The organism is Vreelandella halophila, assembly GCF_019903425.1.
GTDB lineage: Bacteria > Pseudomonadota > Gammaproteobacteria > Pseudomonadales > Oleiphilaceae > Halospina > Halospina halophila.
On sequence record NZ_JACHUZ010000013.1, the window covers coordinates 70,567 to 96,377 of the forward strand.

At 61.5% G+C, this 25,811-nt stretch carries 29 protein-coding genes, 1 other RNA gene and 1 pseudogene; 19 read left to right on the top strand and 12 right to left on the bottom strand.

The features are described 5' to 3' along the window. Window positions 1-127 precede the first annotated feature (127 nt). On the top strand, window positions 128-892 hold the full coding sequence (locus H4I92_RS04550; RefSeq protein ID WP_143512604.1) for a hypothetical protein: 765 nt from the start codon (window positions 128-130) through the stop codon (window positions 890-892). 373 nt (window positions 893-1,265) lie between these two features. Here the strand turns inward: H4I92_RS04550 and H4I92_RS04555 are convergent, their stop codons facing one another. The 3 genes from H4I92_RS04555 to H4I92_RS04565 all read right to left on the bottom strand — a co-directional run bounded on the left by H4I92_RS04555 (window position 1,266) and on the right by H4I92_RS04565 (window position 4,618). Beyond that, on the bottom strand, window positions 1,266-1,658 hold the full coding sequence (locus H4I92_RS04555) for a hypothetical protein (protein WP_143512605.1): 393 nt from the start codon (window positions 1,656-1,658) through the stop codon (window positions 1,266-1,268). Window positions 1,659-1,666: 8 nt separating this feature from the next. Beyond that, window positions 1,667-2,224, bottom strand: coding sequence for a Panacea domain-containing protein (locus H4I92_RS04560; protein WP_077529483.1), 558 nt, complete (start codon window positions 2,222-2,224; stop codon window positions 1,667-1,669). Window positions 2,225-2,599: 375 nt separating this feature from the next. Next, complete coding sequence (locus H4I92_RS04565) at window positions 2,600-4,618, bottom strand: oleate hydratase (protein WP_077529484.1); 2,019 nt, start codon at window positions 4,616-4,618, stop codon at window positions 2,600-2,602. 252 nt (window positions 4,619-4,870) lie between these two features. Between H4I92_RS04565 and H4I92_RS04570 the strand changes: the two genes are divergently transcribed. Continuing rightward, window positions 4,871-6,277, top strand: coding sequence for an OmpP1/FadL family transporter (locus H4I92_RS04570; RefSeq protein WP_077529485.1), 1,407 nt, complete (start codon window positions 4,871-4,873; stop codon window positions 6,275-6,277). A gap of 50 nt (window positions 6,278-6,327) precedes the next feature. Here the strand turns inward: H4I92_RS04570 and H4I92_RS04575 are convergent, their stop codons facing one another. Together H4I92_RS04575 and H4I92_RS17125 are read right to left on the bottom strand one after the other, a co-directional pair. Further along, window positions 6,328-6,564: a hypothetical protein gene (locus H4I92_RS04575; protein ID WP_245800846.1), complete on the bottom strand. Its 237-nt coding sequence runs from the start codon at window positions 6,562-6,564 to the stop codon at window positions 6,328-6,330. A 30-nt stretch (window positions 6,565-6,594) separates the two neighbouring features. Further along, window positions 6,595-6,669, bottom strand: a pseudogene (locus H4I92_RS17125) (DUF4124 domain-containing protein); the annotation flags it as partial. Window positions 6,670-6,888: 219 nt separating this feature from the next. Between H4I92_RS17125 and H4I92_RS04580 the strand changes: the two are divergent. Beyond that, window positions 6,889-7,881: a metallophosphoesterase gene (locus tag H4I92_RS04580; RefSeq protein ID WP_077529487.1), complete on the top strand. Its 993-nt coding sequence runs from the start codon at window positions 6,889-6,891 to the stop codon at window positions 7,879-7,881. Here the strand turns inward: H4I92_RS04580 and H4I92_RS04585 are convergent. Both H4I92_RS04585 and H4I92_RS04590 read right to left on the bottom strand, forming a co-directional pair. Then, on the bottom strand, window positions 7,875-8,354 hold the full coding sequence (locus H4I92_RS04585; RefSeq protein ID WP_077529488.1) for a CDP-archaeol synthase: 480 nt from the start codon (window positions 8,352-8,354) through the stop codon (window positions 7,875-7,877). The genes H4I92_RS04580 and H4I92_RS04585 overlap by 7 nt on opposite strands. A gap of 27 nt (window positions 8,355-8,381) precedes the next feature. Continuing rightward, the gene (locus H4I92_RS04590) at window positions 8,382-9,767 is read right to left on the bottom strand and encodes a class II fumarate hydratase (protein WP_077529489.1); all 1,386 of its coding nucleotides are present in this window, start codon (window positions 9,765-9,767) and stop codon (window positions 8,382-8,384) included. 258 nt (window positions 9,768-10,025) lie between these two features. On the opposite strand from H4I92_RS04590, the gene H4I92_RS04595 reads away from it, so the two are divergent. Then, complete coding sequence (locus tag H4I92_RS04595) at window positions 10,026-10,943, top strand: alpha/beta hydrolase (RefSeq protein WP_077529490.1); 918 nt, start codon at window positions 10,026-10,028, stop codon at window positions 10,941-10,943. Window positions 10,944-11,005: 62 nt separating this feature from the next. Further along, window positions 11,006-11,752 carry a DUF8198 family protein gene (locus H4I92_RS04600; protein WP_077529491.1) on the top strand — a complete coding sequence of 249 codons (747 nt, stop codon included), beginning with the start codon at window positions 11,006-11,008 and terminating at the stop codon, window positions 11,750-11,752. Window positions 11,753-11,768: 16 nt separating this feature from the next. On the opposite strand, the gene H4I92_RS04605 is transcribed toward H4I92_RS04600, so the two are convergent. Then, window positions 11,769-12,053: a polyhydroxyalkanoic acid system family protein gene (locus H4I92_RS04605; RefSeq protein ID WP_077529492.1), complete on the bottom strand. Its 285-nt coding sequence runs from the start codon at window positions 12,051-12,053 to the stop codon at window positions 11,769-11,771. A 140-nt stretch (window positions 12,054-12,193) separates the two neighbouring features. Here H4I92_RS04605 and ubiE point away from each other — a divergent pair, with 140 nt between their 5' ends. From ubiE to H4I92_RS04660, 11 genes are all read left to right on the top strand, one after another. After that, the gene (gene ubiE, locus H4I92_RS04610; RefSeq protein WP_077529493.1) at window positions 12,194-12,943 is read left to right on the top strand and encodes a bifunctional demethylmenaquinone methyltransferase/2-methoxy-6-polyprenyl-1,4-benzoquinol methylase UbiE; all 750 of its coding nucleotides are present in this window, start codon (window positions 12,194-12,196) and stop codon (window positions 12,941-12,943) included. Continuing rightward, window positions 12,943-13,566 carry a ubiquinone biosynthesis accessory factor UbiJ gene (locus H4I92_RS04615; protein ID WP_077529494.1) on the top strand — a complete coding sequence of 208 codons (624 nt, stop codon included), beginning with the start codon at window positions 12,943-12,945 and terminating at the stop codon, window positions 13,564-13,566. Before ubiE ends, H4I92_RS04615 begins: the two co-directional genes overlap by 1 nt. Next, window positions 13,563-15,197, top strand: coding sequence for a ubiquinone biosynthesis regulatory protein kinase UbiB (gene ubiB, locus H4I92_RS04620; protein ID WP_077529495.1), 1,635 nt, complete (start codon window positions 13,563-13,565; stop codon window positions 15,195-15,197). The genes H4I92_RS04615 and ubiB overlap by 4 nt, the downstream gene beginning before the upstream one ends. 1 nt (window position 15,198) lies before the next feature. Then, window positions 15,199-15,609: a phosphoribosyl-AMP cyclohydrolase gene (hisI, locus tag H4I92_RS04625; RefSeq protein WP_077529496.1), complete on the top strand. Its 411-nt coding sequence runs from the start codon at window positions 15,199-15,201 to the stop codon at window positions 15,607-15,609. Next, window positions 15,609-15,947: a phosphoribosyl-ATP diphosphatase gene (locus H4I92_RS04630; protein WP_077529497.1), complete on the top strand. Its 339-nt coding sequence runs from the start codon at window positions 15,609-15,611 to the stop codon at window positions 15,945-15,947. The genes hisI and H4I92_RS04630 overlap by 1 nt, the downstream gene beginning before the upstream one ends. Before the next feature lie 16 nt (window positions 15,948-15,963). After that, entirely contained in the window at window positions 15,964-16,221 is a 258-nt protein-coding gene (tatA, locus tag H4I92_RS04635; protein WP_077529498.1) for a Sec-independent protein translocase subunit TatA, read from the top strand. A 10-nt stretch (window positions 16,222-16,231) separates the two neighbouring features. Then, a complete protein-coding gene (gene tatB, locus H4I92_RS04640) occupies window positions 16,232-16,588 on the top strand; it encodes a Sec-independent protein translocase protein TatB (RefSeq protein WP_077529499.1) in 357 nt (118 codons plus the stop codon). Beyond that, window positions 16,585-17,349 (top strand): twin-arginine translocase subunit TatC, encoded by a 765-nt coding sequence (gene tatC, locus H4I92_RS04645; RefSeq protein WP_077529500.1) that lies wholly within the window; start codon window positions 16,585-16,587, stop codon window positions 17,347-17,349. The genes tatB and tatC overlap by 4 nt, the downstream gene beginning before the upstream one ends. Next, on the top strand, window positions 17,346-18,068 hold the full coding sequence (locus tag H4I92_RS04650) for a 16S rRNA (uracil(1498)-N(3))-methyltransferase (RefSeq protein ID WP_077529501.1): 723 nt from the start codon (window positions 17,346-17,348) through the stop codon (window positions 18,066-18,068). Before tatC ends, H4I92_RS04650 begins: the two co-directional genes overlap by 4 nt. Before the next feature lie 85 nt (window positions 18,069-18,153). Beyond that, complete coding sequence (locus tag H4I92_RS04655; RefSeq protein WP_218668143.1) at window positions 18,154-19,959, top strand: chloride channel protein; 1,806 nt, start codon at window positions 18,154-18,156, stop codon at window positions 19,957-19,959. A 259-nt stretch (window positions 19,960-20,218) separates the two neighbouring features. Further along, entirely contained in the window at window positions 20,219-20,401 is a 183-nt protein-coding gene (locus tag H4I92_RS04660; protein WP_143512606.1) for a hypothetical protein, read from the top strand. Here H4I92_RS04660 and H4I92_RS04665 read toward each other — a convergent pair whose 3' ends face one another. Genes H4I92_RS04665 through H4I92_RS04680 form a run of 4 tightly spaced genes read right to left on the bottom strand, consistent with a single transcriptional unit; the run spans window position 20,402 to window position 24,888 of the window. Then, the gene (locus H4I92_RS04665; protein ID WP_077529504.1) at window positions 20,402-21,679 is read right to left on the bottom strand and encodes an FAD-dependent monooxygenase; all 1,278 of its coding nucleotides are present in this window, start codon (window positions 21,677-21,679) and stop codon (window positions 20,402-20,404) included. It lies immediately after the preceding gene. Continuing rightward, window positions 21,672-22,925: a 2-octaprenyl-6-methoxyphenyl hydroxylase gene (ubiH, locus tag H4I92_RS04670; RefSeq protein ID WP_077529505.1), complete on the bottom strand. Its 1,254-nt coding sequence runs from the start codon at window positions 22,923-22,925 to the stop codon at window positions 21,672-21,674. Before ubiH ends, H4I92_RS04665 begins: the two co-directional genes overlap by 8 nt. Further along, window positions 22,918-24,261: a Xaa-Pro aminopeptidase gene (gene pepP / locus H4I92_RS04675; RefSeq protein ID WP_077529506.1), complete on the bottom strand. Its 1,344-nt coding sequence runs from the start codon at window positions 24,259-24,261 to the stop codon at window positions 22,918-22,920. Before pepP ends, ubiH begins: the two co-directional genes overlap by 8 nt. Before the next feature lie 12 nt (window positions 24,262-24,273). Further along, entirely contained in the window at window positions 24,274-24,888 is a 615-nt protein-coding gene (locus H4I92_RS04680) for a UPF0149 family protein (protein ID WP_077529507.1), read from the bottom strand. A gap of 147 nt (window positions 24,889-25,035) precedes the next feature. On the opposite strand from H4I92_RS04680, the gene H4I92_RS04685 reads away from it, so the two are divergent. The 3 genes from H4I92_RS04685 to ssrS all read left to right on the top strand — a co-directional run bounded on the left by H4I92_RS04685 (window position 25,036) and on the right by ssrS (window position 25,798). Next, window positions 25,036-25,242 carry a TIGR02449 family protein gene (locus tag H4I92_RS04685; protein WP_077529508.1) on the top strand — a complete coding sequence of 69 codons (207 nt, stop codon included), beginning with the start codon at window positions 25,036-25,038 and terminating at the stop codon, window positions 25,240-25,242. Continuing rightward, entirely contained in the window at window positions 25,242-25,556 is a 315-nt protein-coding gene (locus H4I92_RS04690) for a cell division protein ZapA (RefSeq protein ID WP_077529509.1), read from the top strand. The genes H4I92_RS04685 and H4I92_RS04690 overlap by 1 nt, the downstream gene beginning before the upstream one ends. A 54-nt stretch (window positions 25,557-25,610) precedes the next feature. Continuing rightward, window positions 25,611-25,798, top strand: a non-coding RNA gene (gene ssrS / locus H4I92_RS04695) — 6S RNA. Window positions 25,799-25,811 lie beyond the last annotated feature (13 nt).

The following is a 25,811-nucleotide window of genomic DNA, read 5'->3' on the forward strand; positions in this document are numbered from 1 at the left end:
AGGTTCTACGATCCTCTAACATACGGATTGTGCAGGATTATGGTTTACTGCGATTGCTAAGCTCTGAATTGAAAATTCTTCGCACGGCTACCCTTGCCACCATACACACGCACCAATGGAGGCCTTCTTGTCAGGTCATACAAGCAACTCCCGATGGTGGGAGTTCTACGCCGTAAGATATGGAATTGGCAGCATTTTTGGAGGGATCATCTTCTATGCCATTTGTTCAATAGATCCCTTTTTATCACCTTTAGTAGACGGGATCACTCCAAAAACATTATCTGGACCACAACTTACCCTTCTATTCGGCTACGGGGCCGCTTATTGCTATATTTCTAGCGCGCCAATCTTGGTTTTTCATATTACCCGCTTCCTGCTAGCCCCCTTCAAAGAAGGCATCCGAGCACGCATGTTGGTATTAGCTTCAGTACCACCAGTCTTAGTCGGTCTAATTACAGCGCTCTGTTTAAGTACGGAAAGTTGGGTTGAATCATTTTTCTTCTTTTTAGCTGGTTGCTCTTGGTCTTTTACTTTATGGTTACAAGCCCTATTAATTGGAGGAACCATAAAAGGAAGAAACAATTGGTACTCCTTCTACAAAAATCTCGCAGAAAAACGGGAGTCCAACAGTGAAGGCATTATCAATTCCTATAGACACATACGAGAGCATGGCAATGCCTTCTTCATTGTCCTCTTTGAACTCGTCTTCGCACTCTTCCTTGTTACTTTCGCAAACCAAGAATTTCTTCTAAATGATCCCCAACCTAGCAATAGAGCTTTAAAAGCTCCTGGCTATATTCTAGCTGTTATTATTTGGACATTTCCTGCTGTTTTGGCTTGGCTTCTAGGCACACTGCTTGAGCGTTTATTTTCTGAGGATAAAGGAACATAGAGGATCAACCCGCTGCCTTCGATACCACAATCTCCGAAGGCAGTTTAGCTCTAGCTTGTATGGCACGCACGCGAGCAGTAAAAACAACCATTAGATTGCTTATAAAGCTTACGTGCTTCCCTTACTGCCGGCGCACAGGAATCAAACATCCCCAGAAATTCTGAATTTTTCGCCTCAGGCATATAGTTGCAACCAGTCTTATGGACTTCATGATCGCCATTAGCCTGAGCGTTTGAATTGACATAGTAGCGGCTAGCCATTGGTGCTGCTCCTTTTGGTTATTTGATATACAGCAGCACCACCTCAACGCATCCGCACTGAGATTTCAAGGACTATATAGCACAAAGAGAGGCCATCGAATGCCTAAGGGGGCTCAGATTACGTGAGTAGTATAAAAGTCTTTGATCATGGGAGGGGTATAAGGGGACTGCATCAAACCATCCAGGATCCGCGCCAGCAAGGCATCATCAATCGGGTCTCTGGGCACAAAGACCCCCTGCCTTACACCGTTTTCCAGTTGTTCCTGGGTCAGGATTCGACACAGGGCGTAAACCACATAGCTTTTCTTCTTGATGAAGCGATGATCGCCAGCTTCCAGGATGCAGGTATCGTCGTACTCACGATCTGGTTTCACCGATGAGATCGTGGCCAAAAGGACCTTTTGTTCTTGGGTAACGGGATCACAGAGAAGAATAAAAAGGTGCTTGCGGGCCAGATCCTGCTTCGGCCCCGAGGGCATTAGTAGGCATGCCTTCTTCCTTGGCAAGAACAAACTCATAGCTCGGCAAACAGTTCCTCGATCTTCTGCTGATCCCCGATTTCAGCATCAATGTCATTTGCCGCCCGTTCGTCCCTACCCAATGCTTCCAGAACCCGCTTGTACGGAATCGGCTGACTTGAGCCATGCGGGTCTTGCCACTCCTGGCACTGATAATGGGTATAGTCACGCAGTTCCCAACGGTTCCACCGGCCAAACTTCTCGTAAACGTCATCGAGCACGGAGATTTCGGCATCCGAGACGAGGCCCAAATCGTCCCTTGAAACCTTTTTGCGGAGCTTAACCCGGTGGTCCTGAATGTCCGCAATCCAGCTCTCCCAACCTTGCTGTTCGTCGGATCGAGTCTGGCCACTCATGTACTCATAGGTCTGAGAAAGAACCGGTCCGTGAGGCATCGAGACGAAGTGATCGTAGGTGATCGGGCGTTCATACCGATCCATGGCTTCCCGCTCACAGAGGTAGAGCAGCTTCATAAGCTTGAGGTGAGACATGGTGCCGCCGCGCTTCTGCAGCAGGTACGCCGCGACCTGGGCTGCTTTGCGTTCATCAAACATGGCTGAGCACCTCCTCGTTCAAATCTTTCCCTGATCTGGGGGCCAATATGCTGGTTACAACGTCCAGTAACCGTCAAAAACGGACAATATCCGTCAGTGCGTGCATACCCTAATCCATGCAATAGCACCTTACAACGCGCATGTCCACATTTTTACACCAGCCATGAAGGTGTCCACGAAGTGTCAACATAACCGCGCATTAACGAGGTTCACTGTGGTTTATCGGTTCCGTAACTCACTGATTTATGGGCCAGTGTGTTTTTAAGTGGTTGATTGTGAACGGCTTCAACGGGTTCAACTCCCGCCGTCTCCACCAAAAAGCAATACCCAAAGCCCTGATTCGTCAGGGCTTTTTTATGCTCCTCACTTCCGGCGCTAACGGCGCCCACGTACCTTCTCCACAACGGCCTGAACCCAGTTTTTCGCATCCTCCAGCGTATGGTTCTGCTCAATCAGGTCCCGGATGGCCTGTAACTGCTGATCGAAAAGCCCTGTCCTGTCCAGGTCCTGGGGCGTCTCTTTCGGCCCCAGCGGCAGGATATGCTGGAAGTAAGTCCCTCCCAGAATCCGGCGAAGGATGCCCTCGCCCAGAAACGCCTCGTCGTTGTTGAGGGTGCGGATGGCCCGCAACAGACGGCGGATATCGTATTGCCCTGGGTAGATGTCGGGCACCTGCTTTTTGAGACCAAGCAGGCTGTAGACACCGGTACGTGCCGTACGCACCGAGCTTTCCAGCGTGAAGACCACATCGTTGTGGGTTTCCACGAATTGGCCCATGCAGGCCATGTTGGTGCAGCCCTCGGGTACCACCCAGGGGCGATCTCCCTGGGCGCGCGGCATGAACTGCGAGGTGATGTAGGGCATCAGTGCCATGCGGGTCTTGGTGGCGGCAATCGCCTCCTCCACCTGGTCGATCAGGCCAAGGTGATAGCACATTTCAGTGAGTATCTCCTGGCCCGTGCATTCCGCCATGGTTTTCTTCACATAGTCCCCCGGCTTATCCATCAGCAGTGAATAGGCCCAGAGCACAATCACATCATCGGGCTGATCGAGAAAATGCGGCTGCCGGTTGCAGGTGAAGCTCATCAGCCAGGACGAGTCCGTGAAGGTGATGACGCCGCCGGTCGCCGTGAACCCTGAGTAGGGGTCATTCACCGAAAGCTCCTTGAGCTTGTCCATCAGCGGCGATGGCCAGCACGTCAGGGTGACCGATTCCCACATTGAGCTGGAAATGTCGCCACAGAACTTTTCGGGACGGCCGAATACCTCGGACTGTTGCGCCAGGTTTTTCCAGAGTTCCCAGCCCGAGCCGGGACTCGGCTCATCCCCGTCTCTCAGTTGGGGTACGGTCTTGTCGTCGCCGTAGGCCGTGTCCTCGGTCATCGAACCGGTGGTCACAAAGACCAGGTCACGCTCGCCGACGCTGATGGTCGCCTCGCCATCGCTTGTCCGGCATTTGATGCCGGTCACGGTGCGTTCTCCGCCGGAGTTCTCCATCTTCAGGTCCGGCACAATGGTGTCGTACTGGATGGTCACACCCTGACCCCTCAGCCACTCTGTGAGCGGGCGTACAAAACTGTCGTACTGGTTGTATTTGGGGAAGACGAGCGAGGTCATGTCATTGAGCCCGTCCAGCAGGTGCAGGAAACGGTGCATGTACAGCTTCATCTCCAGCACGGAATGCCAGTTCTGGAAGGCGAACATGGTGCGCCAGAAGGTGTAGAAGTTGCTGTTCAGGAAGCCATCGCTGAACCACTGCTCCACGGTGATGTCATCAAGCTCCTCCTTCGGCGTGAGAAGAAGCTTGATCACTTCCATCTGCTCCCGCTTGCTCAACGTCATGGTCGAGAAATCCCTGACCTCGCCCTGTTTTTCAAGAAGCCGCGCCTTGGACCAGTTCTTGTCGGCATCATTCAGGATCCGGTACTCATCCAACACCGTGAACGGTTCCGGAAGATCGAGCGCCGGTATCTCCGAGAAGACATCCCAGAAGTTCTGATAGGTCATCTCCATTTCACGGCCACCGCGAACCATGTAGCCGTCCTCCGGGTTACCCGAGCCGTCAAGGGATCCGCCCTCAACCGGCTCTTCCTCGAGAAAGGTGATGTTCTCCGCTGGCATATGGCCGTCGCGAATCAGGAAGAACGCCGCGGAAAGGCCGGCGATACCGCTGCCAATGATGTAGGCACGGCGCTTTTCAATACCCTCGGTCGGTAGAGGGCGATTATTGGTATAGGCCCCGTGAAGGTCGGGCGGTGGCAGCGGCGTATCAACACCGTTGTGAAGGTGCTCCGAGGAGGCGTCGGGGGTGACACCAAAATATTGCGCCCTGAGAGCATCAATATGCGTCTTCAGCCGGGAGGCGGGTTTTCTGGAGGTGTCCGGGTGAGTCATTCAGGTTACTCCTGTCTGGGGAAGGTCCTGACTCAATGGTGCAGCACTCTCGCTGGAAAACCGATGACTTACATCAATCCAGAGAAGACGTTCGAGACACATCTGTTCCGGAACGCGCTTCCAAAAAGCTCCAAAACCTTCAAAAAGGCCCCTTCCTGTGTACTCATCCGTAAATACCACTATCTGTAATTTGTCCTGTGGGTGTCTGGGGCATTAAAATCCGCCAACTCCATGACAACAAGCGAGGCAATAATGCGTACAATTTTTGACGGCCGTGGTGCAATTGTGCTTACCGCCGCAATGGTCCCTGGTCTTTCAATGGCCGGAGGCTTTTCGCTTAACGAACAGAGCGCGAGTGCCATGGGCACCGCCAACGCTGGCGCCGCCGCCAATCCCGAGAACGCGGCGACGGTGATCTTCAACCCGGCGGGCATGACCCAGCTTTCCGGCACCAACCTTTCCTTTGGTGCCTCGGTACTCGACATTGACGCGGAAGCTGACCGGGCTGAAGCGACAAATCAGGTAGGCCAGCCGGTTGAGGGCACAAAAGGTGGCGACATCGCCGATCCTGCGTATCTCCCCAGTGCCTTCCTGACCCACGAGATGACCGACAACGTCGCAGTGGGGATTGGCCTGCATGCGCCCTATGGGTTGGCTGCGGATTACGATGATGATTTCACCGGCCGCTACTTCGCTGACGAGACAGAACTCACCGGCATCGCCCTGACACCCTCCATTGCAGTGGATTCCAGTAACGGGCTGTCCTTGGGTGTAGGGGTCAACATCATGTATCTGGATGGGAAGCTGTCCAAGTACAATGATATAACGGGTACTGTTGCTGAACAGCAGGGATTAGACCCATCAAACGAGCAGGAAGCCGCACAAGCAACTGCTATTGCGGCCCAAATGGAGGAGCCTTACTCAAACGTCGAGGGCGATTCCATTGAATACACCATTCGCATTGGCGCCCTCTACGAACTCTCCGACAAAACCCAGTTCGGCCTGACTGTGGAAACCGGAACCCCAGCCTCCCTGGACGGTGACATCACCATCAGCGACTTCCCGGATCCAAATAATCCTGGCGCCACAACTACACTCAAGGAAGACGCTTCGGTCCCCCTGGACATCCCACCGAGCGCCACTTTCGGTGCACGGCATAAGCTCAGCGAGGACGTTACCCTGCTGTTCGGGGCCACCTGGGCACGCTGGAGCGACTTTGAAGAGCTCGACATCTATTCAGCAGAAGGCGGTACAGGTGCGGTTTCCGGTACTCTGGATAGAAACCCGATCACCCACATCACCGAGAAGTGGGAAGACACCTGGCAATACAACCTCGGCGCCACCTGGCAAGCCAATCAGGAATGGAAGCTGAAGGCCGGCTATGCCTGGGATGAATCCCCGGTAGACAGCTACAATACAGCGCGAATTCCGTCCCAGGACCGCCACTGGCTGACTCTGGGCGCCCAGTTTGCCCCGGCCAATACCGACTGGAAAGTGGATGCGGCCGTGGGCACGCTTATCTTTGATGGCGACGCCAAATTCACTGAGCGTGATTACAGCCATCAACAGCCGACAATCCCCACAAGCGCGGCAAGCTACTCCGGCTCTTACGACCTGAGCGCATGGAGCGCTTCCGTGGAACTCAGCCGCTCCTTCTGAGTTCACGCCTTCAGCTCCAGGGATGGAGCTGATCCTTCCATCCGCTACCCTTAGCACTCGCTGAATATCTTTGAGCGCAACGCCCGCCGTTCGGCGCGCAGCTGATTGCCCCTCGGCTCCTGATAACCACGCCCAAGCTCCTCATTGATCCGGTCCAGGCGTTCCTCGTACTGCTGGCAGCGGCGCTCCTGCGCGGATACCTTCTCCCTGGCCGCCTGATGATCGCTGTCACTGTCCTCCTGATGGTCCCTTTCAGGCTTCCAGGTTCCCGGTTCCGGCAACTCCATGGGCGAATTCGCAAGCCCAGGCGGCACCGCCTCCTTCGCAGCCCCTTCCTTTCTGGGCCTGTCCGTGTAGTGGGTGGTGCCATCCTCGTCGGTCCAGGTATAGATTTAAGCATGCACGGGTGCGGCCATCAGCATGGCCAGAAGGGGTGCTGCAGGAATGCGTAATGCACTGGCAGGCATGGTCCGTTCCTCCTTGAATGAGCTGTAATTCCGTCTGGAATCGCGAAGAATCCACGCAGGGGCAGCAGCTGTCAAGGGTGGCCTTGTGGCATCTGATCCCTGCTATGATGAAGACAAATCGCCGGGTTCCGGAGCCGTCTTCTCATGGATGGATTCACCAGCCCCCTGATCGGGGATCACAGCGACACCGAACGCACCTACCAGCTGGAACTGCGGCTGGGCGCAGAGCATGCGCGCCAGAGGCTGGCCATCGAGCATGAACGCGAAGCGTTGTTTCTCAGCCGGACCGGTAAGCACGTCCACCCCGAAAACCTCTATTCAATGCCCGCCATGGTCCGGCTTGCACTCAGTCTTGGTGGTCTCTATCAGCGCGCTGTCACCAACAGCCGCGCCCTCAGGGTGACCCGCAACCGGTTTGTGGTCCCGGGGCTGCCGCCTGCCCTTGAGGGCTACACCCTGCTGCAGCTCAGTGACCTGCACGTGGACATGGACGAAGCCAATCTGCATGCGGTCATCGAAACGGTGCGGGAGCTGGACTACGACCTCTGCGTGATCACCGGCGACTACCGGCGTGACACCTGGGGCGACATCAATCCGGCCATGGATGGCATGCGGCGGCTTCGAACGCACCTGAAGGGAACGCCCCTGGCGATTCTGGGGAATCACGACAGCGTACTGATGGTCCCGGAGATGGAGAGCATGGGCTATCGCATGCTGATGAACGAGAGCCTGTGCATTGAAAGGGAGGGCGCGGCGCTGTGGATCGCCGGCGTGGATGACCCGCACCTCTACCGGACCCATGACCTGGCCGCCGCCACCCGGGATATCCCCCCTGGTGCCCTGTCACTGCTGCTGAGCCATACGCCGGAAATCCATAGGGATGCCGCCCACGCCGGGTTCGACCTCTACCTGTGCGGCCACACCCACGGCGGCCAACTGTGCCTGCCCGGCGGCATCCCGCTGACCCTGGATGCCCGAATCCCCCGCCGTCTCGGCCGGGGTGCCTGGGAGGAGGAGGCCATGCAGGGCTATACGACCACGGGCGCGGGCACCTCCATTCTCAACGTCAGGCTGAACTGTCCACCGGAAGTCACCCTGCACCAGCTCAGTGCCGGCCCGGACTCCGCGGGTCAGTGAGGCCGCCGGCGGATGCCAAGGCGGTAGAGGAAGGGGGAACCCCAGATATTGAGCGCCGAGAAAATCAGAGCCGCCAGCAGCGCCACCCAACCGGAAACACCCAGCCACCACCAGGCAACGAAATTGGGCAGTAACCCCTCCGGCAGCTGATCCAGCCCCAGGGCCCTGTCACCGGCCCTAAGACCCAGACGGCGCTTGAGGAAGCTCGAGGCCAGGTCTCCAAGCATTGCAGCAGCACCGAAAACGGCCCCGAAAACGAACCCCAGCCGGAACAGCCACGCAATCAGGGCCGTGGCAGCGACCGCCACCACCAGACCGCGCCAGGTCTTACTGGCGCCGAAGAGCCGACGACCATCCGGCAGACGCAGACGACCGTCAACGGGGGAACCTCGGGCCCCCAGGATCCGACTCAGGACCAGGGGCGCCCCATTGGCCACAATCAGCAGCGCGACCAGCTCCGGGATCAGCAGCATGGCACGCTGCCCGGTAACGGACGCCGGTCAGGCGTCCGGCAGCCCACCCTTGGTCTGCTTGATCGGATCGAGCAGTTCACGCAGCTCGTCTTCCGGCACATCCGTCTCTTCCTTCGCCACATCCAGTATGGAGCGGCCGGTTGCATAGGCCTTCTTGGCCACTTCGGCCGCCTTGGCATAGCCGATCACCGGGTTCAACGTGGTCACCAGTACCGGGTTCTTGCCCACGGCTTCGGCCATCACCTCACTGTTCACAGTAAAGCCGGCAATCGCCTTGTCCGCCATGACGCGAGCCGTATTCGACAGCAAGCCGTTCATCTCCAGCAGGTTCCAGCCCACCAGCGGCAGCATGACGTTGAGCTGGAAGTTACCGGACTGGCCGGCGGTGTTAACAGTAGCATCCAGGCCGGTTACCTGAGCCGCCACCATGGCAGCGGATTCAGGGATCACCGGATTCACCTTCCCGGGCATGATGCTGGAGCCAGGCTGCAGCGCAGGCAGTGTGATCTCGCCCAGGCCGTGGATGGGACCACTGTTCATCCAGCGCAGATCATTGGCGATCTTCATGACCACCGTGCCCAGCCCGCGGTAAGCCGAAGACAGGGCGACCGGGGCATCGATGGCGCTCTGGCCGACGAAGGGGTGGTCCATGGCGGTGAAGTGGTGATCGGTCAGCGCACTGAGCTCCTCGGCGAACAGGCGCGCGAAATCAGCATGGGCATTCACGCCCGTACCCACAGCGGTGCCACCCTGGGGAATGCGCAGCAGGTCCTTGGCCGCCTGTTCCAGACGGTCACGGGCATTGCTGATCTGGTCGCGCCACGTGCGCAGCTCCTGGGCAACGGTCACCGGCATGGCGTCCATCAGGTGCGTACGGCCGGTCTTGACCACGGACTCGGTTTCCTTCTCCCGACCCGCGATGGTCTGCATCAGGTGATCCAGCGCCGGCAACAGCGACTCGTGCACCTCGGTAACCGCGCTCAGGTGGATGGCGGTGGGGATCACGTCGTTGCTGCTCTGGCTCATGTTCACGTGATCGTTCGGGTTGACCGGCTCACTGCTGTGGTTGGAGGCCAGGCGCGCGATCACCTCGTTCACATTCATGTTGGTGCTGGTACCGGAGCCAGTCTGGAATACGTCCACCGGGAACTGGTCGGCATGGGCACCGCCAAGCACCTCGTCACAGGCCGTTTCGATGGCCTGGGCCCGGTCCGCATCCAGAAGCCCCAGCACGGCATTGGCACGCGCGGCGCTGCGCTTGATCCGTACTACGGCATGGATGAAGGCGCCGGGCATGGGCCGGCCGCTCACCGGGAAGTTGTCAATGGCGCGCTGGGTCTGGGCCGCCCAGAGGGCGTTGGCCGGGACTTCCACCTCGCCGAGGCTGTCTTTCTCAATGCGCTTGTCACTCATTAGGACCTCCGTCAGGTTGACCAGGCTGTTCAGAACTGCGGCTATAGTGCCTTCCGAAGGCCCGGTTTTCCAGTCATTGGCCCTTATGCATTGGTCGAAGAGACGGATCAGCCGCAGCGTGACGGTTGTCTCAGCCGGCAGACTGGTTACAAAATTCCACTGCCACGCCCCAATGCATTTCTATAATGTAAGGTAAAGATTCCGTCATAAGCCGGTCATCGAAAAGGTGTATTCAGCCGCGCTCAGGAGATCAGCGCCATGAAAGCCAGTGACATCCGCAAGCTGAAGAAACGCATCGAACCCGCGTACAGCGAGATGTTCTCCGGGCGGGTCTATGAAGTCGGCTCTGGCGCGGTGGCCGTACGCAACCACAGTGGCGAGGCGCACCATACCGTGATCGGGGTGCATGGTTTTCTTGAGAATCAGTGCTATTTCACCCAGCTTTATCAGGAGCCCACCACCGAGCTGATCCTACTGACCTGCTCCAACTACCACATTCCCGTGAGTGGCCCGAACCTGGAGCGGCCGGGCTGGGTTCTGCGCAACCCGCACACCGAAGCCACCATTGAGTACGACGCCCGCATCCTGATCCAGACCATCGAGAACCTGCCCTCCTCCAACCGGATCCGAGTCCACGGCCACTCCCGGGGCGGCGGCGTAATCCTTGAGGCGGCCCGCCAGCGGCCGGAGCTTTTCGGGGACATTGATGTGGTTTTGGAGGCGCCGGTGATGCCGGAGGGTCAGCTTCACGCCCTGGTGCGGGCCATTCTGGAACCGGTCAGCCACGGCATGTGGCCATGGATCGTGCGCGCCATCAACAGCACCCCATCCTCTGCCTACTCCCAGACCTTCTTCGGACGCATGAACCCGCGCAAGAAGACGCTGCTGAACCGGATGTTCTCCGCTACCCAGGATCACCTGACCATTGTGCGCAACCTCGAGAACATCATGGCCTGGATGGAGCAGTGGGACACCAGCGTCCTAGCCAACATCCGCCAGGGCACCATCCTGATCCCGGAAACCGACCGCATCCTGGATCGTGAAGCGATGTTGAACGCTGCCCGTCATTCGACGACCTCCGTGCGGATCGTAGAGACCCGGGGCACCAGCCACTTCATTACACTCGACAGCGAAACCTGGGTGCCGTCCATGGATGACATCCCCAGCGTGGCCTGAGCGCCATTGTCGGACATTCCCGACCCCACTAGAATGCCTGTCCGCATCAACGGAGGACGGGTGTGTACCGGTACAAGCTGACCCAGACCCAGACATGGACCCCCAACGCGCGCCGGCTCCAGGAGCTGATGCTCAGCTATCACGACTTCCGGCAGGAACGGGTAGGGCATCCACTTGAGCCCTCCATTGAAGCCTTGGGCCGCTGGCAGGCAGCGCGGCTGCGCGAGACTCACCGCGACCTCTACGAATCCCCGCGCTACCATGAAGCCCTGGATTTCCTGCTGGAGGACCTCTACGCGCCCCAGGACTTCAGCCGCCGGGATGACGACTTTGACCGCATCTTCCCCTACCTGGTCCGCCTGAGCCCTGACAGCGCCCTCTTCACCCTGTCACAGCTGGTGGAGCTCAACCTGATCAGCCAGCGTCTGGATCTGGCCATGTCCGAATGGCTCACCCATGAGCGGGGTCTGGATGTCAGCGGCATCGAGGCCATGTCCGACGCCACCTATGCCGAAGCCTACCGCGCCTGCGGGCAGGTGACGGACCGGCGGCGACAGATCGAGCTGGTGGATGCCGTGGGGCGGGATCTGGAACGTTACGTGAACCACCGCTCTCTGCGAATGGGGCTGAAGATGGTGCATCAACCCGCGCGCATGGCTGGACTGGGCGAGCTCTACCGCTTCATCACCGAAGGCGTACATGCCTTCCGGGCGATGGGCGGCGTTTCGGAACTGCTGGAGACGATCCGCGAGCGCGAAACCCGCATCATGGACAGGATACTGGCAGGGGAACCACTCCCGAGGGAGTGACGTTCAAACCCGGCAATCAGCTGTGGCGCTTGAGAATGGCCTCAAGCTGACGCACCACCTCCTGCTCGATCCGCCCCTTGAAGGGCCGCAGCATCATGCCCAGCTCCAGATCCACGCCGATGTCGTTCGGATTGACCGCCACCTCCCCCTTGAGGCCGGTCCGGCGGAGCTTGAGGCGCTCGCCTTCCCAGTGCCACTCAAAATCGTAGTGTGCGGTCATCTCCCGGGCCAGCTCATCGGCCACCTGCAGCGCGTGCTCATGGTCCATGGCGTGCGGGCGGTGAATCTGGATACGGGACATCGGGACTCCTCGGCGGACAGTGGTTAACGGCGTTGCCCGCAATTTTACGCAACTCCGGCGCCAGAGGCGAGCAGAGCCCCCGGCGAAGACAAGTGGGCCCTCCGGGGTTAGAATACGGCAAAGCATCAGCGGAGGTCCCCATGGCGGATCAGGACACCACCCATTTCGGTTACCGCGAGGTGCCGAAGCAGGAAAAAGCGAAGCGCGTCGGCCAGGTCTTCTCCTCGGTCGCCAGCCGGTACGACCTCATGAACGACCTGATGTCCATGGGCATCCACCGGCTCTGGAAACGCTTCACCATTGAGCTGAGCAGTGTGCGCCCGGGTCACCGGATTCTGGACATCGCCGGCGGCACCGGCGACCTGACCATGCAGTTCGCGGACCGCGTGGGCACCGAGGGCGAGGTGGTGCTGGCGGACATCAACCAGGAGATGCTGGAAGTTGGCCGGGAACGCCTGATCGACCGCGGGTACGCCGGGCGCGTGGACTACGTCCAGGCCAACGCGGAATGCCTGCCCTTCCCGGACAACTACTTCAACGCGGTCTCCATTGCCTTCGGCCTGCGCAATGTCACGGACCAGAACCTGGCCCTGCGCGAGATGACCCGCGTGCTCAAGCCCGGGGGCAAACTGCTGATCCTGGAGTTCTCCAAACCGGTCAACCCGCTGCTGAACAAGGCCTATGACACCTACTCCTTCACCGCCCTGCCGCTGATGGGCCGGCTGGTGGCCGGTGACAGCGAGAGCTACCAGTACCTGGCCGAGTCCATCCGCATGCACCCGGACCAGGAGACCCTCAGGGGCATGATGGAAGAGGCCGGCCTGGTGCAGTGCAAGTACCACAACATGACCGGTGGCATCGTGGCGCTGCACGCGGGGGTCAAGCCCTAATGGGACTGGGCGGCACGCTGCTCGACCAGGCCACCACCATGGCCGCCTCCGCCCTGAACCGTGCTCTCGAAGCGGACCCGGCGGCCAGGGACATCCTGCTTGAAGAGCTGGCTGCGCCGGTGGCGATCACACTGGTGCCCTTCGGGGCCACCCTGACACTGGCGCGTTCGGGCGACCGCCTTGCCCTGAAACAGGGCCCGTCCGGCCCGGGAACGGACACGCACATCACCGCCACGCCACTGGCGCTTCTGGCACTGGCCGGCGGCGACACCAGCGGCCTGGACCAGGGCCTGATCACGGTCGAAGGAGACAGTGAGCGCGTCCGCCACCTCGCACACCGACTGCATGCGCTGGCGCCGGACTGGGAGGCTTTGCTGGCCCGCACCCTCGGGGATGTTCCCGCCCATGTCATTGCCAAGCGCCTGCGTGATGCCCTGCGCTGGAGCCAGCAGGCGCGCGCCTCCGTACACGCCAACATCGAGGACTACCTGCACGAGGAATCCGGCCTGGTGCCCGGGCGCCGGGAGGCCGAGGCCCGCTTCAGCGACATCGATGACCTCGCCGACCGTACGAACGCCCTTGAGGACCGCCTCAACCACCTGGATCCGGAGGCGGGCCGTTGATCAACCTGGGTCGCCTGCTCCGGATCCTGAGGGTGTTCAGCCGCTATCGGCTCGATACCTTCCTGCGCCTGCTGACCCTGCCGGCCGGCATCCGCTTCCTCCTGGCCATCGCGCCCTGGCGGCTGTTCCCGCAGCCGGAGGCCAACCGCGGCGAACGCCTGCGACAGGCCATGGAGGACCTGGGCCCGGTCTTCATCAAGTTCGGCCAGATCCTCTCCACCCGGCGTGACCTGCTGCCCGAGGACATGGCCGAGGCCCTGGCCCACCTGCAGGACCGGGTTGCGCCCTTCGACAGCGACGACGCCCGAGCCATCGTGGAGGCGGAACTGGGGGCGGGCATCGCCGACTGCTTCAGCGAGTTCGAACGGGATCCGCTGGCCTCGGCCTCCGTCGCCCAGGTGCACGGCGCGAAGCTGCTGGACGGCACCGCCGTGGTGGTCAAGGTCATCCGCCCCGGCATCGAGAAAGTCATCCGCCAGGACATCCGCCTGCTCTACCTGATGGCGCGCCTGCTCCAGCGCCTCTGGGCCGAAGGGCCGCGCCTGCGCCCGGTGGAGGTGGTCTCCGACTACGAGAAGACCATCTTCGACGAGTTGGACATGCAGCGCGAGGCGGCCAATGCCAGCCAGCTGCGGCGCAACTTCCCGGACTCGCCCCTGATCTATGTGCCCGAGGTGTACTGGTCCCACACCGGTCGCCGGGTAGTCACCATGGAGCGGGTCAGCGGCATTCCCATCGGGGACACCCCCGCCCTGAACGCCGCCGGCGTGAACATGAAGGTGCTGGCCGAGAAGGGCGTGGAGATCTTCTTCACCCAGGTCTTCCGCGACAGCTTCTTCCACGCCGACATGCATCCGGGCAACATCTTCGTGGATGCCTCCAACCCGGCGGACCCCCAGTACATCGCGCTGGATTTCGGCATCGTCGGCACCCTGGGGCCCTCGGACAAGAGCTACCTGGCGCGCAACCTGCTGGCCTTCTTCCGCCGGGACTACCACCAGGTGGCGGCGCTGCACATCCAGTCCGGCTGGATCCCCGCGGACACCCGCGTGGACGAATTCGAGGCCGCCATCCGCACCGTCTGCGAGCCCATCTTCGCCAGGCCCCTTCGCGAGATCTCCTTCGGCCACTTCCTGCTGCGCCTGTTCGAGGTGGCCCGGCGCTTCCAGATGGAGGTCCAGCCCCAGCTGGTGCTGCTGCAGAAGACGCTGCTCAACGTGGAAGGCCTGGGCCGCCAGCTCTACCCGGACCTGGACCTCTGGACCACGGCCCAGCCCTTCCTGGAAAACTGGATGCAGCAGCAGATGGGCCCGCCCGGCGTGATACGCTCGTTGCGCGAGCACCTGCCGGACTGGGCGGAGCAGGCGCCGGAAATGCCGCAGCTTTTCCATGACGCACTGGAACGCTTGGCCGGCGACCCACCGCCCATCCAGCCGCAACCCGCGCCCGCCCCGGCGCCCCGCTTCCGCCTCTGGCCCCTGCTCGGGGCGGCAGCCTGTACGGTGGGTGCACTGGCAGTGGCGGAACCGGGCGTTCAGGAATGGCTTAGGAACCTGCCGGCCGCAAGCTGGATTCTGCTGGGCACCGGCGGCGTGTTATTGTGTTATAGCAGTAAAAGCAGTGGACACTGAGATGACAGCAGATTCCCAGCCCGAATGGATCGGCGACGTGGCTTTCAACGAAGACGGCCTGGTTCCAGCCATTGCCCAGGATAGCGCCAGCGGCGACGTGCTGATGATGGCCTGGATGAACGCCGAAGCGCTGGAAAAGACAGCGGAAACCGGCGAAGCCGTCTATTATTCCCGGTCACGAGACCGGCTCTGGCACAAGGGCGAAAGCTCCGGCCATGTGCAGAAGGTCCACGAGATGCGGCTGGACTGTGATGCGGATGTCATCCTGCTGCGGGTGGAACAGATCGGCGGCATTGCCTGCCACACCGGGCGGCGACACTGCTTCTACCGCCGACTGGAGAACGGTGCCTGGCAGGAATCCGGAGCGGTCCTGAAGGACCCTGAGGCCATTTACGGAGCGGAGCAGAGCTGATGGACACGGTACTGAGCCAACTGGCCGAGGTACTGGAGGAACGGCGCCGGAATGCCGACCCGGACGACTCCTACGTTGCGAAGCTCCATCACAAGGGGCTCAACAAGATTCTTGAGAAGGTCGGGGAGGAATGCACAGAAACCCTGATCGCGGCCAAGGACGCGGAACACTCCGGTGACAACCGGGAGCTGATCGCTGAAACGGCGGATCTGTGGTTCCACAGTCTGGTCATGCTCTCCAACCGGGGCGAGAGCCCGGACGCAGTACTCGAGGAACTGGCACGGCGTTTCGGCCTCTCCGGCCTGGAAGAAAAAGCCCGGCGCACGCCGGAATCCTGAACGGGAGGAATTCAACATGGGTGGTATCAGTATCTGGCAGCTTCTGATCGTCTTCGGCATCGTCATCCTGGTGTTCGGGACCAAGAAACTGCGTAACATGGGCGGCGACGTCGGCAGCGCCATCCGCAACTTCAAGCAGGCCATGAACGACGGCGACAGCGAGAAGAACAAGGATGAAGGCGAAGACCAACCCCAGGGCGGTCGCACCCTGGAGCAGCAGGAGAGCGAGGAGACGCCCGATGCGGAAAAACGCCGCGATCACGAGCACTCCTGAGGCGCCCTGAATGTTTGATCTCGGGTTCCTCGAACTCTTCCTCTGCGGCGTCATTGCCCTTCTGGTGCTGGGACCGGAACGCCTGCCGACGGCGGCGCGCACGGCCGGGCACTGGATCGGCAAGGCCCGCCGCATGACCCGCCAGTTCTCCGAGGAGCTCGACCGTCAGGTCAAGGCCGAAGAGATCCGGGAGCAGCTGCGCCGGGAAAAAAGCGATATCGGCTACGAGGACATCCAGCAGAACATGCGCGAAGCCCTGGATGAGGCGAAGCTGGATGAGGAATACCTGAAACCCGTGAACGGCGACGGTACCGGCAGCAACCAGTCCGACACAGCCAACCGGAGCAACTCCGGGAACAGTTCATGAGCCAAGAGGACAACCACCCCGACGAGAACACCATGCCGCTGGTGGCCCACCTGGTGGAGCTGCGCAACCGGCTGCTCAAGGCCATTCTTGCCATCCTGGTGATCTTCCTGGCGCTCTACCCCTTCGCCAATCAGCTCTATGCCTGGCTCTCCGGCCCACTTCGGGCCTATCTGCCCGAGGGCAGCAGCATGATCGCCACGGACGTGGCAGCCCCCTTCTTCGCGCCCCTAAAACTGACCCTGGTGCTGGGCACCTTCCTGGCCATGCCGGTGGTGCTCTATCAGATCTGGCGCTTCATGGCCCCGGGGCTGTACCGCCACGAAAAACGCATCGCCTTTCCGCTGCTGGCCTCCTCCATCCTGCTGTTCTACCTGGGTGCAGTGTTCGCGTACTACGTGGTCTTTCCACTGGTATTCGCTTTCTTCACCTCCGTGGGGCCGGCTGAGGTTACGGTCATGACGGACATGAGCAGCTACCTGAGCTTTGTGCTCAAGCTGCTGTTCGCCTTCGGCATCGCCTTCGAGATCCCGATCGCCATCATGCTGATGATTCTCAGCGGTGCCACGGATACCCAGTCCCTGCGCGAGAAACGCCCGTATGTGGTGGTGGGCTGCTTTGTGGTGGGCATGCTGATGACGCCACCGGACATGATCTCCCAGACGCTTCTGGCCGGACCCATGTGGCTGCTGTTCGAGATCGGACTCATCTTCGGTCGCATGGTTGAGCGCCGCCGCCCACCGGATGATGCGGACGCAGCATGAACCTGCTCCTGCTTCACCCGGAACAGTTGGTGACGCCGGAGCGGGCCCGTGTGACCGGTCGCCAGCTGCAGCACCTCCATCAAATACATGGGGCCAATACGGGCGACTCACTGAGAGTGGGATTGCGTGACAGCACCATGGGGATGGGGCGAATCGAACACCTGGATGCGCACGAGGCCACGCTGGCCATAGAACTGTATGAGGCGCCACCTGCGCCCCTGCCACTGACCCTGATACTCGCGCTGCCACGCCCCAAGATGCTGCGCCGGATCATCCAGTCCGTCGTTTCCATGGGCGTCAAGCACCTCGTGCTGGTCAACAGCTACCGGGTGGAGAAAAGCTACTGGCAGACCCCCTGGCTGCAACCGGAATCCCTTGCTGAACAGATCGCCCTGGGGCTGGAACAGGGGCGGGATACCGGGTGGCCGACAATCCTGCAGCGCAACCGTTTCAAGCCCTTTGTAGAAGATGAGCTCGCTGCCATCACGACCGGGAGCCGCCGCCTGATAGCCCACCCTGGCAGCGTCGGAGCCTGCCCGCAGGGTCTGGACGAACCTGTAAGCCTGTGCATCGGCCCAGAGGGGGGCTTCATTCCCTATGAAGTGGAGCTGATCCGCGAACAGGGGTTCAGCCCGGTACACCTGGGGGCACGGATACTACGCACGGAAACGTTTGTACCAGCGGTCCTCGGACGTCTATTCGATATCACTAATGGATGATCCCCCAAAATGGGAAGCTGGATTCCTTGCAGCGGCTTCACGCTTTGTATAAGAATAGTGATCGCTTTACCTCCGCATGGTCTCTATGAGCCAAACCACCAACAACCAGACTGAAGGGTCAGCCACAGCTCCGGTCGAGGGAGCAAGCCCGAACCAGCCTCTCAACGCCAGCATCATGCTGATCCTGGCAGTGGGGGTGGGTATCTTTGGTGGTTTCAGTGCGATTGCCTTCAAAGCCATCATTGGTTTTTTCCGCAACCTCTTTTTCTATGGCGAGCTGAGTCTGGCCTTCCAACCGGATGTCCATATCGCCCCGAGCACCTGGGGTGCGGGCGTCATCCTGGTGCCTGTTGTCGGTGCCATCATCGTTAACTGGATAACCGAACGGTTTGCTCCGGAAACCCGCGGCCACGGGGTCCCGGAAGTGATGAACGCCATCTACTTCAGCCAGGGCCGGATCCGGCCCTCCGTGGTGATCGCCAAGGCGCTGACATCCGCGGTTTCCATTGGCAGTGGCGGGTCTGTCGGGCGTGAAGGGCCTATTGTCCAGATCGGGTCAGCCTTCGGTTCCAGTCTGGGGCAGCTCATTTCCATGCCGGCACGCCAGAGGGTGGTGCTCGTGGGCGCAGGTGCCGCAGCCGCGGTGGCCGCAACCTTCAATGCCCCGATTGGCGGGCTCGCCTTTGCCATGGAGCTGATGCTGGTCTCGATCAGTGCCCGCACAGTCACCGTGGTGGCAATTGCCACGGTAACGGCGACCTATATCGGGCGTTTCTACAGCGGCCTCCACCCCTCGTTCGATGTCCCCGAGCTGGTGGTCTTTGAGAACCATCTGGTGGGCTTCTACTCACTGTTGGCCTGTATTCCGCTGGGGGCGCTGATCGGCGTCATTTCATCCGGTTTCATCCGCTCCATCTATTCGTTCGAGGACTGGTTCGAACGCCGCTTTACCAACTCCTATGTGCGCCATGTCAGCGGGATGGCTGTCGTCGGCGTCATGTTGTACGGATTCATCGTCTATACCGGGCACTACCATATTGGTGGTGTTGGTTATCCGACCATCCTGGATGTTCTGCGCAGCATCCTTTCCGACCCACTGTTCCTTGCTCTGCTTTTCCTTGGCAAGTGGCTGGCAACAGCTCTGACACTGGGCTCCGGGGCTTCCGGGGGCGTATTTGCCCCTTCCCTGTTTCTGGGCGCCATCTTCGGCGCCCTGTTTGGCAACCTGGTCCTGCTGGTCTTTCCAGGCAGTGGTGTCGATCCCGTGGTACTTGCGATTGCGGGCATGGGCGGCATGATCGCGGGAACCACCGGTGCGGTGCTGACCGCCGTCATCATGGTCTTCGAGCTGACCGGTGACTACGCCGCCATGCTGCCGATTATCGCAACGGTGTCTTTTGCCTACGCGGTTCGGTCGGCGATCACTGAGGAGAGCATCTATACCCTCAAGCTGGTACGGCGGGGCTACAGTGTTCCCCACGGCCTTCAGGCGGCAACGTCCCATCTCCACAGCGCGGGGACACTGATGAATACCGAATTCGACCTGATTGATGTCCAGCTTCTGAGACAGTGGGAGGCGACCCACACCCCCGAAAGAGCCCCCCGTTACGCGATAGCGGTGGATAACGGGACCATTGATGGTGTGGTCCATGAGAACCTGCACCTGCTAAGCGCTCCAGAAAACACTGACTGGACCATTGACCGCAACTTCCTAAGGGTGACGCCCGGAACCAGCTGGTCCAACCTGATGCGCTCCATGCATGCCTGCAATTGCGAGGTGGTTCTGGTCATGAGTGATGAGAACAGTCGGCAGGCCACGGAGATCCTGGGCGTTATCACCCCGCGCGAGATCTCCCTGGCGTCAAAGGAAGACGCCTACCTGATGCATTAACGACCAGGGCTCGCAACCCGCCCATGAGTACTGACCCGCCCCTGAACCGGGAACCCGATGACGAGCGCGAAGCACCCGCGCTGTTTTTTCCTAATCGCCGTTATCGTGGGCATCGTCACGGGTCTGGGTGCGGTTCTCTTCTATAACATTGCGGCCATGAGCGTGCTGGGTGTCGTCTGCGGTGTGACTGCCTGGATATTCATAACACCACGAGGACTGGCCGCTGGCAAAACTCGGCCATCGGCGGTTCGTGCAGGTGGTGGCCAGGGATCTGCTCAGCCAGGTGGTGCAGCAGCTGACCCAGCAGGGCGTGGACTATGCGCTGGTCTACGCGGGCGCCGAAGAGACCGGCTTGGCCGAGGAAGTGGTGGGCGTGCTGGACAAGGATCACCTGGCGGACAGTGTGATGGAGCAGTTCCGGAGCTTCAGCACCGGCACCTGATCAGTCCGCCTCCACCGGCACGGGCCGCGTGAACCGTGGCAGTGGATGACGGCTGCCCATGGCCTCTGCCGCGATCCGGTTCTTGATGCCGCTCTGGCTATCCAGCCAGCGCATGCCGGTGTTGCGCAGCCAGCGCAGGGGCAGTTCATCCCGGGCGAATAGCTGCTTGAAGCCCTCCATGGCAGCCATGAGCGACAGATTCTCCACCTTGCGCCGGCGCTGGTAACGCTGCAGGGCGCTGGAGTGCGAAGGCTCCAGACCACGCTCCATGGCCAGCCGGATCTCGTCCGCCAGGACAGCCGCGTCCGCAAATCCGAGGTTGACTCCCTGCCCAGCCAGCGGGTGGATGGTGTGTGCGGCATCCCCGACCAGAACCACCCCCGGACGCGTGTACTCCCGGGCATGACGCTGGCGCAACGGCAGGGCATGGCGTGTGGATATCGCCTCCACCGCTCCCAGGGTCCACTCCAGCGCCGCCGCCAGCTCACCGGCGAAGGCGCCCTCGTCCAGGTTCATCAAGCGCGCTGATTCCCCCACGTCCTGGGACCAGACGATGGAGACGAAGCGATCACTGCCCTCCTCATTGGCCAAAGGCAGATAGGCCACCGGCCCCGTGGTCATGAACCGCTGCCACGCGGTGCGCTGGTGGCCGTATTCGGTTCGGGCGGTACAGACAATCGCCTGCTGGTCGTAATCCCACTCACGGGTGGCCAGGCCGGCCCACTGGCGTATGCGGGAATTGGCTCCATCCGCGCCAACCACAAGGCGCGCCTCCAGCCAGCGGCCGTCACTGAGCATCACCGCCGAACCCGCACCCGTCGGGCGCCAGTGGCGGACGTACTCGCCATCCAGCCATGTCAGGTTGGGTTCCGCCACCATGGCACGGGCCAGTGCTCCCAGCACCACCCGGTTCTCCACGATGCTGCCCAGGCGGGAAAGCTGGAGTTCGGCGGCATCGAAATGGATGCTGCCGGTGCCCTCCGCGTCCCAGACGCGCATCTCGCGATAGGGGCAGCAGCGCCGGGCCTCGATCTCCGGCCAGATACCCAGATCCTCGAGCAGCTGCCGGGTTCCCTCGGTCAGGGCACTGACCCGGGGCTCGAACCCGTGGACAGTGGTCGCCGGCTCCAGCTCGTGGAGCTGCGTCTCCCGGGACTGGGGCTCCACCACGGTGACCGCCAGCCCCTGACGGGCCAGCAGCAGTGCCAGGGCACCGCCAACAAGGCCGCCGCCCACAATGGCAACGGTCGTGCGTTCCGTGAGTGGCGTGTCAGTCATGGCCGAGAGAGCTCCGTCTTGTGTTCAGCCCCATGTTGCGCTGGGCCAGCCAGTCCCGCGGGCCCGGAGCGGCATCCAGAGCCGCCAGCCCCAGGTCCCGGAGTCGGCCGGGAAAACCACTCTTCTCCGAGAACACCCGCACCAGGCTGTCGGAGAAGCCGACAATGGCGTCCACATCCTGCTGATGGGTCGCTACATAGGGCGCCAGTGTTTCCGGCTGCCCCAGGGAGGCCGGTTCATCGGCAACCTCAGCCAGGCGGCTGCTGAGCCGCATCAGCCCGCGCAGGGCCAGGTTGAAGCCCTGGCCGGCCACCGGATGCAGCGAATGAGCCGCATTGCCCACCAGAACCACCCCGGGGCGTACCGGGCTGGCGACCTGCTCCAGCGCCAACGGGTAACTGTGGCGCTGCCCCACGTGTTCAAACCGGCCCTGCCGCCAGCCAAAGCGCTCCTGCAGTTCCGAAAGGAAGGCATCGGTGCCCAGGGCCATGCGGCGCTCAATCTCGGCACTGTCCATGGTCCAGACCAGAGCGTAGTCATGGCTTTCCCTGTGGGGTAAGAGCGCGACGGCCGCGCCATCGGCGAAGCGTTCATAGGCCTGGTTAAGGTGCGGCTCACCAGTGGTGACCGTGGCCACTAGGGCGTGCTGGCCATAGTCCTGCCGACGGGCGCTGAACCCGAGCTGTTCCCGCAGGCCGGAGCGGCCCCCGTCTGCCACCACCAGGAGACGTGCCTGCCACCACTGCTGCTCACCGTCCTGTTCCACCAGAACCTGTGCGCCCGTGCTGCCGGTTTCCGCCGTGACCACCCGTGCCGGGCAGAGCCAGTGGGTGGCTGTTTCCCGAAGGGCGGACACCAGGTTGAGCCCCAGCCAGGCGTTATCCACCACATACCCCAGCGCGTCCGTCCCGTGCTCCGAGGCGTGCATACGGGTGGTGCCGGGGCGGCCACGGCTCGAGACATGGACGTGTTCGATGGGTGTGGCGGCGCGGGCGAGTTCCGGCCACACGCCCAGGTCCTCGTAGATCAGGCGTGAGCCGTAGGCCAGCGCCGTGGCGCGGGCATCGTAGCTGGGCTGGAACCGGGTCTGCGGGTCCACTGACGGATCCAGCGGCGAGGATTCCACCACGGCCACGCCCAGTGACGGCGCCTGCCGGGCCAGCCCCAGTGCCAGGGAGGCACCGGCCATGCCGCCGCCAACAATGAGCACATCACAGTGCCGCGTGGGGCAAGCCGGCTCACTCATCGGCCATCAGCGCCTCAATGTCCGCGATCTCCTTGGGCACGTCCGGCGTCAGGTTGCGGTAACCGGAGCGGGTGACAGCCACATCATCCTCAATGCGCACGGCGATGCCCTGCCAGCGCTCATCCACACCCACCTTACCCGGCGCAATGTAGAGCCCAGGCTCGATGGTCATCACCATTCCCGGCTCCAGAACCCGCCAGGCGCCACCAATACGGTAATCCCCCACATCGTGCACATCCATGCCCAGCCAGTGGCCGGTCCGGTGCATAAAGAAATCACGGTAATGGGCCTGCTCGACCACCTCCTCAAGGCTGCCCGTCAGGATGCCCAGGTCCAGAAGCCCCTGGCTCAGGACCTCGACGGCCGCCTCGTGGGGCTGGTTCCAGTGGTTCTCGGGCCTGACCTTCTCAATGGCCGCCTTCTGCGCTGCCAGTACGATCTCGTAGACCGCCTTCTGCTCGCCGGTGAATCGGCCGTTAACCGGGAAGGTACGGGTGATGTCCGCCGCGTAGCCGTTGTATTCACAGCCGGCATCGATCAGTACCAGGTCGCCGTCCGCCAGCATGCCCTGGTTCTCGGTATAGTGGAGCACGCAGCCATGGGAGCCGCTCGCGACAATGGTGGGATAGGCGGGCGCGCTGGCGCCCTCGTCCAGGAAGCGGTAGAGCAGTTCGGCCTCCAGCTGGTATTCGCGCAGCCCGGGCCGGGCTCGGCGCATGGCCTGACGGTGGGCATTAGCGCTGATCCGCCCGGCCTGTTCCATCACCCGCAGTTCCGCAGCGCTCTTGTACAGCCGCATGTCATGCAGTGTGTGCTCCAGGGCCACGAATTCACCCGGCGGCTTGGCACCGCTGCGCACCCGGGCGCGGATGCTGTTGACCCATTCCATGACCTGGCTGTCGAACGCTGAATCACGGCCAATGGAATAGTAGACCCGGGAGCGCCCCTCAATCAGTCCCGGCAGGATGTCGTCGATGTCGGTGATGGGAAAGGCGTCATCCACACCGTAATTGGCCACCGCACTGTCAGGGCCCACCATGAAGCCATCCCACAGCTCGCGGTCGGGGTCGCGCTCCCGGCAGAACAGGACGGTCTCACCGTGTTCCCGGCCGGGAACCAGCACAAGCACCGCGTGCGGTTCCTCGAAGCCGGTAAGGTAGAGGAAATCGCTGTCTTGGCGGTAGGGGTATTCCGTGTCCCTGCTGCGGATGCGCTCCGGGGCCGCGGAGACAATGGCGATACTCTCCGGCGCCATCTGCTCCATCAAACGGCGCCGGCGGCTGGCATGCTCGTCACGGTCAATGGCGGTCTGAGTCTGCTTGCTTGCGACGGTCATCGGCACTCCCGATCAGTGCAGTGTCTGTTGGTCCGGCTGAGGATGGTTGAACTCGGCGAAAACATTGAGAACGCCCACCCGGATGTACTCGGACACCTCCTCGATGTCGCGGTCACCGTCCTCGTCCGCGTCGTCGGCCTCGCTTTCCACCTGGCTGATGGCCACAAAATCCCGGATCAGTTCGCGGATGTCGTCAGGCGCCCGACTGAGGCCATCACCCGCAGCCCGGGCCATGCCTTCGAGGAAACCACGGACCCAGTTGGAGACGGCCTCAAGGCGCTCATTGAGCGGTGCCTGCTCAGGGGGCAGCAGCAGCCGGAAGTCCATGTCCTCGGACTGCAGTGAAGCCAGGGTCGCCGCGTAAAACGCGTGCAGGAGTGCCCTGGGGGAAACCTGCTCATCATCCTGCTCTTCCTGCAGCCGGTCGCACCCCAGATGCTCCAGCACCAGGTTCTCCCAGCGCTCGCTGGAAAGGCGCTCCCCTGCGGCCAGCTCACCCGCCAGCAACCCGTGCAGCTCACTGGGGTGGTTGATGGCGCCGTGGCGCCCGTGGACGTCGGACCACAGATCGAAGTCGTAGACAATCTCCTGTAGTTTCTGTGTATCGTTCTCGTCGATCCCGCTCATAGGGGGCGTAGTGCTCCTGGTTCCCGGTTCGGTGTCTGCAGGACTCTACACTAGCATTTCCGGGCTCTCTGTCGTACCGCAAATTGACCGCTCCCGGGGAGCCCACTATAGTGATTTTCCAGAGGCGATTCCCCGGAGAGGCGTACCATGGACCAAGCGGAACTCGAGGCACTGGCCGCCCGCATCGAGCGGCTGATCGAGCGCAATCGCCAGCTGGAAGCCGAAAACGCGCGGCTGCGCCAGGCCCAGGAGGACTGGCAGCAGGAACGGGTCCAGCTCATGCAGAAGAATGACATGGCACGCCACCGGATCGAGGCGATGATCTCACGGCTGCGCTCACTGGAGCATCACTGATGGCGGAACACACGGATAAGGAAACAGTCGCGGTCAACATCCTCGACAAGGAATACCTTGTCGCCAGCCCCGGCGATGCCCGTGGCGAGCTGGAACGCTCCGCCCGCTACCTGGACGAGAAGATGCGCGAGATCCGCGCCAGCGGCCGCGTCTTCGGCACCGAGCGGATTGCGGTCATGGCCGCGCTTAACATCACCCATGAACTGCTGCAGAACAGTGGCAGCATGCCCGACTCCGCAGAACGCACCCTGCGTGAACTCGACGAGCGGGTACGCGAGGCACTGGAACAGCCCCAGGCGAATACCGGCTCCTGAACGCCGGCACAATGCCATTGCATTCCCCCCCGGCTGTCGGCCTATAATCGCATCAACTCTCTGGGCTGTACGACTTCACTGGATGTTGTCCTCGAGCCGATGCGCACGACCAAAGGGAGCCGCTCCCTGGTGATGTGAGCAAGTCCTCCACAGCAGAGGAAAGCCTAATTCACTATCAAGGGGCTCCCGCCTTGAACTACTGGGTTCAAGGGCACGATCCGGTCCGGCAGCCCGGAGGGTTTCATTACCTGCCTT